The 13,202-nt window shown below is 63.2% G+C and carries 14 protein-coding genes; 2 read left to right on the top strand and 12 right to left on the bottom strand.

What is annotated here, in order from left to right; genetic code table 11:
* Nucleotides 1-19: 19 nt before the first annotated feature.
* Entirely contained in the window at nucleotides 20-820 is an 801-nt protein-coding gene (locus CXR02_RS06135) for an alpha/beta hydrolase (RefSeq protein ID WP_104061175.1), read from the bottom strand.
* 96 nt (nucleotides 821-916) lie between these two features.
* Entirely contained in the window at nucleotides 917-1,273 is a 357-nt protein-coding gene (locus tag CXR02_RS06130) for an ATP/GTP-binding protein (protein ID WP_104061174.1), read from the bottom strand.
* 37 nt (nucleotides 1,274-1,310) lie between these two features.
* Between CXR02_RS06130 and nucS the strand changes: the two genes are divergently transcribed.
* Nucleotides 1,311-2,006 carry an endonuclease NucS gene (nucS, locus tag CXR02_RS06125; RefSeq protein WP_104061289.1) on the top strand — a complete coding sequence of 232 codons (696 nt, stop codon included), beginning with the start codon at nucleotides 1,311-1,313 and terminating at the stop codon, nucleotides 2,004-2,006.
* A gap of 337 nt (nucleotides 2,007-2,343) precedes the next feature.
* Nucleotides 2,344-2,547, top strand: a complete 204-nt coding sequence (locus CXR02_RS06120) for a cold-shock protein (protein WP_011692441.1) — start codon at nucleotides 2,344-2,346, stop codon at nucleotides 2,545-2,547.
* A gap of 141 nt (nucleotides 2,548-2,688) precedes the next feature.
* Here the strand turns inward: CXR02_RS06120 and CXR02_RS06115 are convergent, their stop codons facing one another.
* The 10 genes from CXR02_RS06115 to atpE all read right to left on the bottom strand — a co-directional run bounded on the left by CXR02_RS06115 (nucleotide 2,689) and on the right by atpE (nucleotide 13,149).
* The gene (locus tag CXR02_RS06115; protein WP_104061288.1) at nucleotides 2,689-5,238 is read right to left on the bottom strand and encodes a bifunctional lysylphosphatidylglycerol flippase/synthetase MprF; all 2,550 of its coding nucleotides are present in this window, start codon (nucleotides 5,236-5,238) and stop codon (nucleotides 2,689-2,691) included.
* Nucleotides 5,235-6,542 (bottom strand): alpha/beta hydrolase family protein, encoded by a 1,308-nt coding sequence (locus CXR02_RS06110; protein ID WP_104061173.1) that lies wholly within the window; start codon nucleotides 6,540-6,542, stop codon nucleotides 5,235-5,237. The genes CXR02_RS06115 and CXR02_RS06110 overlap by 4 nt, the downstream gene beginning before the upstream one ends.
* Before the next feature lie 4 nt (nucleotides 6,543-6,546).
* The gene (locus CXR02_RS06105) at nucleotides 6,547-6,978 is read right to left on the bottom strand and encodes a DUF2550 domain-containing protein (protein ID WP_058932019.1); all 432 of its coding nucleotides are present in this window, start codon (nucleotides 6,976-6,978) and stop codon (nucleotides 6,547-6,549) included.
* 10 nt (nucleotides 6,979-6,988) lie between these two features.
* On the bottom strand, nucleotides 6,989-7,273 hold the full coding sequence (locus CXR02_RS06100; protein WP_056349400.1) for a F0F1 ATP synthase subunit epsilon: 285 nt from the start codon (nucleotides 7,271-7,273) through the stop codon (nucleotides 6,989-6,991).
* A gap of 1 nt (nucleotide 7,274) precedes the next feature.
* On the bottom strand, nucleotides 7,275-8,729 hold the full coding sequence (gene atpD, locus CXR02_RS06095; RefSeq protein ID WP_056349403.1) for a F0F1 ATP synthase subunit beta: 1,455 nt from the start codon (nucleotides 8,727-8,729) through the stop codon (nucleotides 7,275-7,277).
* Between the two features lie 80 nt (nucleotides 8,730-8,809).
* On the bottom strand, nucleotides 8,810-9,703 hold the full coding sequence (locus tag CXR02_RS06090; protein ID WP_104061172.1) for a F0F1 ATP synthase subunit gamma: 894 nt from the start codon (nucleotides 9,701-9,703) through the stop codon (nucleotides 8,810-8,812).
* Between the two features lie 74 nt (nucleotides 9,704-9,777).
* The gene (gene atpA, locus CXR02_RS06085; RefSeq protein WP_104061171.1) at nucleotides 9,778-11,415 is read right to left on the bottom strand and encodes a F0F1 ATP synthase subunit alpha; all 1,638 of its coding nucleotides are present in this window, start codon (nucleotides 11,413-11,415) and stop codon (nucleotides 9,778-9,780) included.
* Nucleotides 11,416-11,498: 83 nt separating this feature from the next.
* A complete protein-coding gene (locus CXR02_RS06080; protein ID WP_104061170.1) occupies nucleotides 11,499-12,326 on the bottom strand; it encodes a F0F1 ATP synthase subunit delta in 828 nt (275 codons plus the stop codon).
* Complete coding sequence (locus CXR02_RS06075) at nucleotides 12,326-12,877, bottom strand: F0F1 ATP synthase subunit B (RefSeq protein ID WP_056349412.1); 552 nt, start codon at nucleotides 12,875-12,877, stop codon at nucleotides 12,326-12,328. The genes CXR02_RS06080 and CXR02_RS06075 overlap by 1 nt, the downstream gene beginning before the upstream one ends.
* Nucleotides 12,878-12,933: 56 nt before the next feature.
* Nucleotides 12,934-13,149, bottom strand: coding sequence for an ATP synthase F0 subunit C (atpE, locus tag CXR02_RS06070; protein WP_056349415.1), 216 nt, complete (start codon nucleotides 13,147-13,149; stop codon nucleotides 12,934-12,936).
* Between the last annotated feature and the right edge of the window lie 53 nt (nucleotides 13,150-13,202).

Here is a 13,202-nt window from a genome sequence, read left to right as displayed (position 1 = left end):
GCACCAGTAGCGTCAGCCGCTAGGCGGCCGCGGTGGCCACCGGGCCGTTCCACACCTGCGGCAGGCCTTCGGGTCCGGAGCCTGCCTCCGTCACCTCATCCACAATTTCGTTGAGCACGCGGGAAGCGTATTTCTCCCCCACCCAAAGGTGCTTGGCGCCGTCGACACCCACCACCCGGGCCTGCGGCACCAAGCTGAAACGTTCAGCGGCGGCGGCGGGCTGGAGGTAGTCGTCATGCTCTGGCACGAGGACGGTGAGCGGCTTGGCTGAGTCCGCCCAGAGACGCAGGTGGGCGTCGGTGGCGCGGTGCAGCGGAGGCGACAGCAGGACGGCACCTTCAATCTGGCTCGCCACCGGCTCAACGGCACCGTACATCAGCGCCAGTTCGGTGCCGAAGGACCAGCCCACCAGCCATCGGTTGGGCAGTTGGCGTTCGACGGCGAAACGTACCGCCGCCTCAACGTCCTGCCGCTCGCCGATCCCCTCTTCGAAGGAACCTGCGCTGGTTCCCCGCGGCGACTCCGTCCCGCGCGTGTTGAAACGAAGCACAGCCACGCCGGCCAGGGCCGGAAGCCGGTAGGACGCCTTGCGGTACACGTGCGAGTCCATAAAACCGCCGTGCGTCGGAAGCGGATGCAGGGTGATCAACGTCGCTGTGACCTGGCCGGACTCGGGCAGCGCCAGTTCCCCCACCAGCGTGTGGCCATCCTCCGTGCGGAGCTCAATGTTCTCGCGCCGGGCCGGCAGCACCGTTGACGCGCGGATGGGTGCGGGCCTTGTTGGCTGGCTGAATTCGTACGACGCGGGATCAAAAGTCATGCCTGCCAGCTTAGCGACTCCCGGCGTCCGCAGGCGCAGTGCGCTGGCTCCTAACGCGGTTTCTCCGGGGCGGAGCCTTCGCCGGGCTATTCCGAGTCAGCGGTAACGGTACGTCCGGGACAGCCAGCAGTTGGTGTGCCAGTGGCGGCGCTCAGCCAGGCCTGCGGCCGCACCAAATATGTGATCGTCCTTCCAGACCACCAGGTGGGCGACGCCGGGGACCACAGCGGTGGAACAGCCGGGGCAAATGTAGGTCTTTTCCGCGTTCCTGGCGGTCATGGTCCTGACCGTCCACTCGCCGTCGGGCGCGCTTTCCCGGCGGGCGATTCCAGCCCGGGCACGCTCCAAATCCAACTCCGGAACGTCGCCGTTGCCCTTCTTGCCTACCGGCTTTCCGCCAGCTACGCCCGGCTTTCCGGAGGCAGGGCGGCGGGGACGGTTGGAACGCGGCATGCCTCCATTCTGCCCCAACCCCGGTAGTGTGTACGGCGTGCGACTTGTCATAGCCCGATGTTCAGTTGATTATGTTGGCCGGCTCAAAGCCCATCTCCCCCTTGCCACCAGGCTCCTGCTGGTCAAGGCCGACGGCTCGGTGCTGGTTCATTCCGACGGCGGCTCCTATAAGCCGCTGAACTGGATGAGCCCGCCCGCCACCCTGCGGGTGTCCTCGCCGGAGGACATTGACCTGGAGCTTGGCGTCACGGAACAGTGGACCGTCCAGTCCGCCAAGACCGATGACCGCCTGATCATCAACATCCACGAGCAGCTGCACGAGTCCGCCCACGACCTTGGAGTGGACCCCGGTCTCATCAAGGACGGCGTCGAAGCTGACCTCCAGCGCCTGCTTGCCGATCAGATCGAGACTCTGGGTTCAGGCTTTTCGCTCATTCGCCGCGAGTACTTCACCGCCATCGGCCCGGTGGACATCCTGGCCCGTGACGCCAGCGGGGCCACCGTGGCCATCGAACTGAAGCGGCGGGGCGACATTGACGGCGTGGAGCAGCTCACGCGCTACCTTGAACTCCTGAACCGCGATCCGCTGCTGGCCCCGGTCCGTGGCATCTTCGCTGCCCAGCAGATCAAGCCGCAGGCCAAGGTGCTGGCCAACGACCGCGGCATCGACTGCATCACGCTGGACTACGACGCCATGCGCGGCGTGGACGACAGCGACTCCCGGCTTTTCTGAGGCCCGCTATCCGCCTTTTATGACGCCGAGTTCCGCTTTTCTGACGCCGGATATCTGCACCGGTGACGCCTTCGGCCCCCTGACAGGGGGATTCATCCTTCTTATACGCAAAATTTGCCGTATTGGCCGTTCAGACCGTTGACCTGACGGAATCGGCGTGAAATTCTTAGACCAGTCTTTGTGTAGGTGTTTTTCATGCTCGCAAGACATGTTGCGAGCGCGAAGCTCCTGCAGCGCAGGTTCCCAGGAACGGCATTGAAGGATTCTTCTCGCGGAGTGACCGAGTCCGGCACGAGGTGTGCCGAACTTAGACAAGTTCCATAATGAGGAGAAATAAATGGCACAGGGAACCGTCAAGTGGTTCAACGCTGAAAAGGGCTTCGGCTTCATCACCCCGGATGACTCCGATGGCGATGTCTTCGTTCACTACTCGGAAATCCAGACCGGTGGCTTCAAGACCCTCGACGAGAACCAGCGCGTTCAGTTCGAAATCGGTCAGGGTGCCAAGGGCCCCCAGGCTACCGGCGTAACGCTGGTCTAGTCCCCCGCCCGGCGGCCGCCATCTGCGTGGCCTCCAGCGAAGAAAAGATCCCCGGCATCCGTGCCGGGGATCTTTTCCTTGTCCGCGATGTCATCGTCCACCGTGACTTCCAGTCGCAAATCGTTCGCGCCGCTGTGAGGATCAGCTTCCCTGGCCCACCAGGCCCCGGACCAGCCGTGCCCCCTGCCGCAGCGAAAGGCCGGGCAAATAGGCCCGAGTGAGCGCCCGTCCGATCGCCGGCAACTGCAGCGGATCCTGGTAATACAGGTAAAGGGTTCGGTACTCGGGTTTGAAGCGTGATTTAAAAGCCGCCAGGGACCGGAATCCGTAGACCGGTTCGAGCGCGTGGCCCACCACATCGAGGATGCGGACGAGGTTCTCTGCCGGCACCGGCTTGCCCGGCGTTTCGTCGCCGGGCCGGCTGGCGAGCGGGGACCCGGAGAGCGAGATCACCTCCACGGATTCGCGCAACTCCAAGACCGCCGAAGCAATGAGGAACTCCATCACCCCGGGGAATCCGTCAGCACCCCGGCGCATAACGTCCAGTGTGCGGCTGACCAGCGTCCCGCCGTCGTAAACGGGCAACCAGCTGGTGACCCCGTGCACGTGGCCGTCGCCATCCACGGCCAGGCAGCACAGCACTTCGTCGTCCATCAGCTCATCCATGCCGCCCAGCGTGAATCCCATTTCCGGAACTGATTTTCCTGCCGCCCATTCCTCCGACACTTCGCTGAGCCGGGCACGCAGGGCGGACGGAAGCCCGTGGTACGTACCCCAGACGGCTTTGACGCCCATCTTGGCGGCGCGGTTGCGGGCAGTCCTGACGTTCTGCCATTCCTTGCCCGTGAATTCAAGTTGCCGGACGGACAGCCTGGTCTCCTGCGCCACCGACACGCGCTGGAAGCCCCGGTCCTGCAGCAGGGGCCACAGCGTGTCATCGCACGAGTAGAAGGCCGGGACGAGCGCGCGGTTGCCGCAGTAGGAAAGAAACCCTTCGGCAGTCCGCTGACGGGAGTCGGCCGCACCGAAGGGGCCGGCCAGCGTCAGGGCAACACTGCCGTGCAGCTGGTAGGCGACCGCGCCGCGTGCATCCGGGCTGAACCAGTACCGGTTGGGCTCCCAGAGGGCCATCCACGACAGTGAATCTCCGCCCTCATGCAACAGCTTCCGGGCCGCGGCCCTGTCGTCGTGGCCCGAATCGCTGCCATGATGCCGGCCCAGGAGCACGGACCAGACGCCGGCCAACGCAACGAGCCAGAAGACCGGTCCGGAATAACCAAAAATCAGGGACTCGAGGCCGTCCCGTTCGGCAAAGACCCGGTGGTAGAGATTCGGCAGTGGAACCGGCAGATACTGCCTGGACAGTTCAGCCAGCAAGCCCAGCAGGCCGCCGTCGCGCGTCATTCCCCCAGCGGCAAACCAGGCCAGGGCGTAGCTCCCGGCCAGGAGGAGCCAGACGCCACCTACCACCGTCAGGAGCCGACGACGGGCGGCTGGAATCGTCTCGACGCGGAACTGGCGGCGGTTAACCCAGAGCAGGACCGCCAGCAGCAGCGGGACGATCACCAAAGGCAGGATGTGGGCAAAACCCGAACCCATGGCGGCCGTATGCGGCCGCGCGGGATAGTGCGGGATCAGCGCGAACAGGGCCAGGTAGACGGCGGCCATCGCCGTGACCGCCAACTGAAGGGCCAACGTGATGCGCAGTGCCATGCGGCGGCCGCGGCGCATTCCGTCAGCACAGATGAGGAGCAGAACCACCGGCACTACTGCCAGGGCGAGGCCAAAGGGTCCCGCGAAGCCCGTCCGCCCCACCTCCAGGCAGGATGCCTCCACTGTTGCTCCGCAGTTTGCTTCAAGCTGGCCCAGTGTGGGCATGGGATTCAGCACCACGTCCCGGAGCAGCGCCAGCGGGCCGGTGGGCGTCCGGGCAACGGCGGTAAGGATAGGGCCCACGGCGAACACGGCAACCGTCAGGGCCAGCAGGTTCCTGGTTTCCCTGCCACTCGAACGGGGCGGGTGAAGCTGGCCGTGGTCGTTCTGGTTCCACCAGCTGGCCGCGAGTCCTACCGCTGCACCAACCAGGCCGATGACGGTCTCGGCATGCCCCACATACAGGACCAGCAGGAGCGACACCGAGAGCAGCCCCGTCCGCAACCGGCGCCGCCACAGGACCGGAATCCTGCCGCTCGCTGCCAGCGAAGCCGCCAGGACGGCGGCGTAGGGTCCGATCAGGCTGTAGTCCGCCATCAGTCCCAGCCAGCCGTCTCCCGCAAACCTCGCCAACTGGGTCAGGAGCAGAAAGACTGTAACGGCAGCAAACTGGCCACCGAGGAAAAACGCTGCGGCCTGAAGTGGCCCAAGATGCCTCTCGGCCAGGCCCAGCAGCAATAGGATCATAAGGGACGCCACCAGATAGGCCAGCGGGTTGGTGGCAAAGAACAGTGACGTCACCAGGGACCACCAGTTGCCGGCCTTCAGACCAGGGGCGCTGACGCCTGCGACAGATAGAAGGTCCTCCGGCGGCCCGCTGAGGAAGCTGCCGGTTGCCGCCCCGACCAACAGGAAAATACCGAGGATACTGAGGGTCAGTGGCACCGACCGCAGGTAGCCCCACATTCTTCGGACAGCCGGAAGCAGGACGGCTGACCAGAGCAGGGCCGGCGCACGGGTTTCGCCAGCTTCCCTCATCTGGCCCACCCCCAGTGTGCGGCCAGCAGCTCAAGCCCATTGTCCATGCCGGGAGTCAGCACGTCCCACGAATGGCCGGTGTGTGCCACCACGTCCGAGCCCACGGTGAAACCTGCCCCGCGGGCCGCCTCCTCAAGGGTCCGCAAATTTGCCACGAACTCCGGATCTGTGGCCCCGGCCGCGAAATACGCCACGCTGCCAGGATATTTGCGCTCCTTCAACAGCGTCAGCGGTATCTGGGCATCAAAGGCAGCGGTGTCGCCGTGGAAGGCCGCATCAACAGTTTTCTGGCGTTCCTTGGCCAGCGCAGGCTCGCTCTCGCTGGAAAAGGCGAGAACACCCGTGTACAGCTCCGGGTGGCGGGTGGCCATCTGAACTCCGCAGGTGGCACCAAAACTGAAACCGCCGATGGCCCATTTCCGGTGGTCGGGGTCCACGTCCAACGTTCCCGAGATCCATGCCGGCACGTCCACTGCGAGGTAAGTGTCTGCCTGGGCGATGGCGCTGTCCATGCAGAGATTGTTCGCTGACTGGTTGCCGTTGGGATCAACCACCACCACAACTGGCGCCACTCCCCCGTGCCGGGCGGCGAAAGTGTCCATGCGTGCCGGGAGCGACCCGCCGGTCAACCAGTCGGCAGGGCCGCCGGGCTGGCCGGGCACCAGAAGCAGCACCGGAAGGCTGGGACGGTTCGAAGCAAAGTAGGCCGGTGGCAGGTAGATGTACGAGTCGCGTGCCTGGAGGCCCGAGGACGTTCCTGGGATGGACGCGGTGCGAACAACGCCGTCGGCAGGGATCTCATTGGCAGGTTTCCATCCGTCCAGGGGCGTGGCAGGGTTGTCCGGCTGGCGCATCAGCTTCTGTTCCAGGGCCGGGATGCGGCTCAGCGCCGTTCCTGTCATGTCCGCAATTGTCCGGTTGAGGCCGAAATACGCGTTGATCTGCACAGCGGCCAGGAGCACCACGGCCAGGAGGGCGAGCACATCCAGCGCTCGGCGACGCCACGACGCCGTGGGGAGCCGGAGCAACACCAGCAGGAGGGCGGCAACGGCCGCAAACACCCAGGCCAAGACGTCGAACGGCAGTTCTTCGGGAAAGGTTGAGGCCCAGTAGATGAGGACCCAATGGACCAGGAGCACCACGACGGCGGCGGCGGCCGATGCGGCGGCAACGCTCAGGAACCAGCGGCGGCGGCCAAGGGCGCGCGGGGGCCAGACCAGGGACAGTGCGGCGGCGGCACCAAGGACCCAGGCGGCCCAGTACACCGGTCCGTCGGTCAACCGGATATCAGCAATCCAGTCCACGTGGCTAGCGCCAGGTACCCACACCGATGACCGGCCCGGCTTCCAGCCAGGAGGACAGTCCCGTGTAGGCATCGAATTTCATGGCCAGCCGCAGATCCTGGCCTTCGTAGCGCAGCTCGACAATCACGACGTCGGGCTGGACCTTCACGGCCTCGGCCTCGGTGGGTTTGCGGCGGCCCAGCAGCTCCAGGGAGCTGCGTTTGAACTTGTGTTTGGGGCGCACGCTCAGGGATAGCAGGCGGAACCATTCAAGGTCGTTGTCCTGGTAACGACAAACCCCCATCTGCCAGCTGTTTCCAGCAATGCAAATGGAGGCGTCCACCGTGCCCAGGGCGCGCCGCAGATTGAAGCGGCGCACCCCAGAAAGGCACAGTGCGAAAACCAGCAATCCGAAAACGATTGCCAAGGCGATGAACGTAAGAGTCGGAGCGTCCATCAGGGTCGTGCTAGCGGATCCCAGCAGTCGCCGCGTCACCCAGTTGGGCGTTGTCAGCAACAATCACCACGCGGTTGTTGTCGACGGAGAAGAATCCGCCGTCAACAGCCACGGCAATGCGGTTCCCGGAAACCGGCTCAATGGCCAGTTCACCTTCGGCCAGGATCGCCAGCAGGGGCGAGTGGCCGGGCAGGATTCCGATCTCACCATCGCTGGTGCGGGCCTTGACCATCTTGGCCGCTCCGGACCACACGAAGTGATCCGCTGCGACAATCTCAACCTCAAGCTCAGCCATATTACTTGGTCTGTTCCTGGATCTTGGCCCACTGGCGCTCGACATCGTCCAGGCCGCCGACGTTGAAGAACGCCTGCTCTGCAACGTGGTCAAGTTCGCCGTCGCAGATAGCGGTGAAGCCTTCAACCGTGTCCTTGATGGTCACGGTGGAGCCCTCGACGCCGGTGAACTGCTTGGCGGTGTAGGTGTTCTGGGAGAGGAACTGCTGGATACGGCGTGCACGCGACACGACGATCTTGTCCTCTTCCGACAGTTCGTCAACACCAAGGATGGCGATGATGTCCTGGAGTTCCTTGTTCTTCTGCAGGATCTGCTTCACACGGACAGCCGTGTTGTAGTGGTCCTGACCGATGTACTGCGGGTCCAGGATGCGGGACGTCGACGTCAGCGGGTCAACGGCCGGGTACAGACCACGGGAAGCAATTTCACGGGAAAGTTCCGTGGTTGCGTCGAGGTGTGCGAAGGTCGTGGCCGGGGCCGGGTCGGTGTAGTCATCTGCGGGAACGTAGATGGCCTGCATCGAGGTGATCGAGTGGCCCTTGGTGGAAGTGATGCGCTCCTGGAGGAGACCCATCTCGTCAGCCAGGTTGGGCTGGTAGCCCACGGCCGACGGCATGCGGCCAAGGAGGGTGGAAACCTCGGAGCCTGCCTGGGTGAAGCGGAAGATGTTGTCGATGAAGAGCAGCACGTCCTGGTTCTGCACATCGCGGAAGTACTCCGCCATGGTTAGGGCGGACAGCGCAACACGCAGACGCGTTCCCGGCGGCTCATCCATCTGGCCGAATACAAGGGCGGTGTCCTTGAGGACGCCTGCCTCTTCCATTTCAACCCAGAGGTCGTTGCCTTCACGGGTACGCTCGCCAACACCGGCGAATACCGAGGTACCACCGAAGTTACGGGCCACACGGGTGATCATTTCCTGGATCAGAACCGTCTTGCCCACGCCGGCGCCGCCGAACAGGCCGATCTTTCCACCCTTGATATACGGGGTGAGAAGGTCGATGACCTTGATGCCGGTTTCCAGCATCTCGGTGGAGCCTTCAAGCGTTGCGAAAGCCGGCGCCTTGCGGTGGATCGGCCAGTAGTCCGCAGCCTGGATCTCGGACTCGTCAACGTCCAGCGGCTTGCCGAGGACGTTGAAGATGTGGCCCTTGACGCCGTCGCCCACAGGCACGGTGATCGGAGAACCGCTGTCCACTACGTTGGTGCCGCGGACGAGTCCGTCGGTAGCCTGCAGTGCGATGGCGCGGATGAGGTTGTCGCCCAGGTGCAGGGCAACCTCGAACGTGATGGTCTTGGTCTCACCGTTGAGGGTTATCTCCGTGGTGAGGGCGTTGTAAATCGAGGGGATTGCGTCAGCCGGGAATTCGACGTCGACAACCGGGCCAATAACACGTGCAATACGGCCGGTGGCACCGGACGTTGCGGCTACGTGTTCGGTAGCAGTGGCAGTCATCTCTCTCACTTCACTCAGTAGATGGCGTGGGGTTTAAATTTGTTCTTTAGTGCAGGTACAGCTGGACCGGACCGTGCAGGCTAGGACGCGTTCAAGGCGTCGGCACCGGCAACGATTTCGGAAAGCTCCTGCGTAATTTCAGCCTGACGGGCAGTGTTGCGCAGACGCGTGTACTTCTTGATGAGGTCCGTGGCATTGTCACCAGCGGACTTCATCGCCCGCTGGCGGGCTGCGAGCTCGGAAGCTGCGGCCTGCAACATGGCGGCGAAAATGCGTGACTCGATGTAGCGCGGGAGCAGGGCATCAAGAACCTGCTCCGCTTCCGGCTCGAATTCGTAGAGCGGCAGGAGGTCCGACTCGGACGCAGCCTGCTCTTCGACAACCTCAAGCGGAAGCAAACGGATAACCGTCGGCTCCTGCGTCACCATGGACTTGAAGCGGGTGTAAACAACATGGATCTCGTCGACGCCGCCCTCTTCATAGTCTGTCGCGAAGGCTTCGAGCAATGCCGCGCCGACTTCACGTGCGGTTCCAAACTCCGGCGCATCGGTGTTGCCGGTCCACACGCGCTCGTAAGAAAGGTTGCGGAAGTCGAAGTACGCCTGAGCCTTGCGGCCCATTACGTACGTCTGGACTTCTTTGCCCTCCTCGTGGAGCAGCTCGGTGAGACCAACCGCCTGCTTCAGCACTGTCGCCGAGTAGGATCCTGCAAGGCCGCGGTCCGCGCTGATGACCAGGACGGCTGCCCGTCGGATTTGTGCCGGCTCGGTGACCAACGGGTGGTCGATTTCGCTCTGGCTTGCGACAGCAGAAACGGCACGCGTAATGGCGTTTGCGTAAGGCAGTGAAGCCGCTACGCGTGCGCGGGCCTTGCCAATGCGCGAGGTAGCGATCAGTTCCATCGCTTTGAAGATCTTGCGCATCGACGTGGTCGAGCTGATCTTCTGGCGGTAGACCCGAATCTGGGCTCCCATACTTTTCCTTTCCTAAGATCCCGATGGCCGGGACTGCCGGAACCTCTGGGTTCCGGCAGTCCCTGCCAGCGAAACTAGCGCTTCTGCTTGACGATCTTTTCCTGGTCTACATCGGCTTCCGAGATAGCTTCGGGCTCCTCGTGGCCGGCGCCTACCAGGCGGTTGTCACCTTCACCGAAGAAGCCCTTTTTGAAGGCCACAATCGCGGTCTTCAGTGCTTCAGCGGTGTCATCGTCCATAACGTTGGTCTGCGCCAGCGTGGTCAGGATGGAGGACTTGTGCTTGAGGTGCTCCAGGAATTCGGTCTCGAAGCGGTTGATGTCCTCAACCGGAACCTCGTCGAGGTGGCCGTTGGTACCTGCCCAGATGGACACAACCTGGTTCTCGATCGGGAACGGTGAGTACTGGCCCTGCTTGAGCAGTTCCATCAGGCGCGCGCCGCGGGTCAGCTGCTGGCGCGAAGCGGCGTCGAGGTCCGATGCGAACATGGCGAAAGCCTGCATGTCACGGTACTGGGCCAATTCCAGCTTCAACGTACCGGAGACCTTCTTCATGGACTTGACCTGCGCAGCACCACCCACGCGAGACACAGAGACACCCACGTCGACGGCCGGACGCTGGTTGGCGTTGAAGAGGTCCGACTGCAGGAAGATCTGGCCATCGGTAATGGAGATCACGTTGGTCGGGATGTAGGCAGAGACGTCGTTTGCCTTGGTTTCGATGAGCGGCAGGCCGGTCATCGAGCCGGCACCGAGCTCGTCGGAGAGCTTGGCACAACGCTCCAGCAGGCGGGAGTGCAAGTAGAAGACGTCGCCCGGGTAGGCTTCGCGTCCCGGCGGGCGGCGCAGCAGCAGTGAAACTGCACGGTAGGCCTCGGCCTGCTTGGAGAGGTCATCGAACACGATGAGGACGTGCTTGCCGCCGTACATCCAGTGCTGGCCGATGGCCGAACCGGCGTACGGTGCCAAGTACTTGAAGCCTGCGGGGTCAGACGCGGGGGAAGCCACAATGGTGGTGTATTCCAGTGCGCCGTTGTCCTCAAGGGTCTGACGGACGGCCGCGATGGTGGATGCCTTCTGACCGATTGCCACGTAGATGCAACGCACCTGCTTGGTCACATCGCCGGAAGCCCAGTTGGCCTTCTGGTTGATGATGGTGTCGATGGCGATAGCCGACTTGCCGGTCTGGCGGTCACCGATGATCAGCTGACGCTGACCGCGGCCGATCGGGATCATGGCGTCGATAGCCTTCAGACCGGTCTGCATCGGTTCGTGGACCGACTTACGCTGGGTTACGCCGGGCGCCTGGAGTTCCAGTGCACGGGTTTCGGTGGTCTTGATTTCGCCGAGGTCGTCGATGGGCTGGCCCAAGGGGTCAACCACGCGGCCGAGGAAGGCGTCGCCTACCGGTACGGACAGAACCTGCCCGGTGCGGTGGACTTCCTGGCCCTCTTCGATTCCGGTGAAGTCACCGAGTACGATGACACCGATCTCGCGGACGTCGAGGTTCTGGGCCAGGCCCAGGGTGCCGTCTTCGAAGCGAAGCAGCTCGTTCGCCATGACCGAGGGAAGGCCCTCAACACGGGCGATGCCGTCACCTGCGGTTGTTACACGGCCAACCTCTACGCGCTCAGCGTTTCCGGGTTCGTAGGACGCCGCGAACTCGTTCAACGCAATACGGACGTCGTCGGCGTTGATGGTCAATTCGGCCATCTGCAGTCCCTGCTCTCCTGTTTTCGTGATCATCGTTGCTCACGATGACCGGGGTTTCGTTTCGTTAAGTTGTGCTTGTCCGGCTATCCGGCCAGTTGGCGGTGAAGCTGTCCCAGCCGGGTGATAACCGAAGCGTCGAGCACTTCGTCACCCACCTGGACACGGATTCCGCCGATCAGTTCAGGATCAACGGTGAGGTTGATCTTGAGCTCGCGACCGTACAGGGAATTAAGCCCTGCCTGGAGGCGGGCGAACTGCGTCTCCGTCAAGGGACGGGTGACGCTGACCGTTGCAATCCAGCGCTGCTGCCGTTTGGCTGCCAGCTCGGCGAACCGGGCTACGAGCCGAGTCGCCTTGATGCCGCGGGGCTGGGAAACTGCCTGCGCGATGAGGACTTTTGCTTCCTCGCCTGCGCCGGGATGCAGCTTCTGCGCCAACGCGGTCTTCGCTGCAGCACTGGCCTGCGGCTCCGACAGAGCACGTTGTACCTCGTGGTTGGAGGCAACGGCCTGGTTGAAGGAGAACAGATCGTTCTCCAGCTCTTCCAGCCCAGAGATCCCGGAGGCAGAAACGGCCGACTTGTTTTCAGCAACAGCGATAACCACCGTTGCGGCAAGCGTCTCGAGTGCATCGCCGATATCTCGGGCCGATGCCCAGCGTGAACTGGCCAGTCCGCCCGCGATGTCCGCAGCCTCAGCGGAGACTTTTCCGCCAACAAGCTGCCTGACAAGCGCCGACTTTTCGTCACCGGTGCGGGAAGGGTCAGTCAGGGCGCGGCGCAAGCCAGCCGAGCTGTCCACCGTTCCCAGGATTCCGAAGAGTTCCTTAGCCAACTGCAGCGAGGCCAACGGAAGCTTTGCTTCCAGTTGGGTCAGCGCCGTGGTCAGCGATTCGCTCGATACACCTGACATTACTTAGCTGCACCTGCGTTCTGGTTCTCCAGATCTGCCAGGAAGCGGTCAACAACACGGGCGGAACGCTCGTCATCGTTGAGTGCTTCGCCAACGATGCGGCCTGCCAGCGTGGTGGCCAGCGTGCCTACCTCGGAGCGCAGGGACACAACTGCGGCCTGGCGCTCCGATTCGATCTGCACGTGTGCCTGTGCCGTGATGCGGGCAGACTCAGCGGCAGCCTTTTCCTTCAGATCTGCAAGGATCTGGGCGCCTTCAGCACGGGCTTCCTCGCGGATGCGGTTAGCTTCCGCGCGGGCGTCCGTAAGCTGCTGCTTGTATTCTTCGAGGGCGGCTGATGCTTCTGCCTGGGCCTTTTCAGCCTTGGCAATGCCGCCTTCGATTGCCTCAGCGCGCTCTGCAAACGTCTTCTCGAACATCGGGACAACGAACTTGACCACGATGAACATGAGGACAGCAAAGCCGGCGAGGACAACGCCCATTTCCCAGACGTTGGGTACCAGTGGGTTAGTCTCGCCCGCTGTGGCAGCTGAGATGATCACCTGGTTCATAATTCACCCGTCCTTTTCTACTCGGTTCTGGATGTTCGCTTGGTTCTGAAGTCAGACTAGAGAACGAAAGCGAAGACCAGGCCGAGGATGGCGAGGGCTTCAGTCAGCGCGAGGCCGAGGAATGCGATCGGCTGCAGGACGCGCTGGGCTTCCGGCTGACGTGCTACGCCGTTGATGTAAGCAGCGAACACGAGACCAACACCGATACCACCGCCGATTGCGGACAGTCCGTAGCCGATGAGGTTGAGGGAGCCGTTGATGGTGCCTTCCATTTTTCTTCCTTTCAAGATGCCACCCATGTGGCAGGTTGTTTGGGTTGCTTCAT

Source organism: Arthrobacter sp. 4R501 (assembly GCF_002929755.1).
In the GTDB taxonomy this organism is placed as follows: domain Bacteria; phylum Actinomycetota; class Actinomycetes; order Actinomycetales; family Micrococcaceae; genus Arthrobacter.
This window is presented reverse-complemented; position numbering and strand designations above follow the sequence as displayed.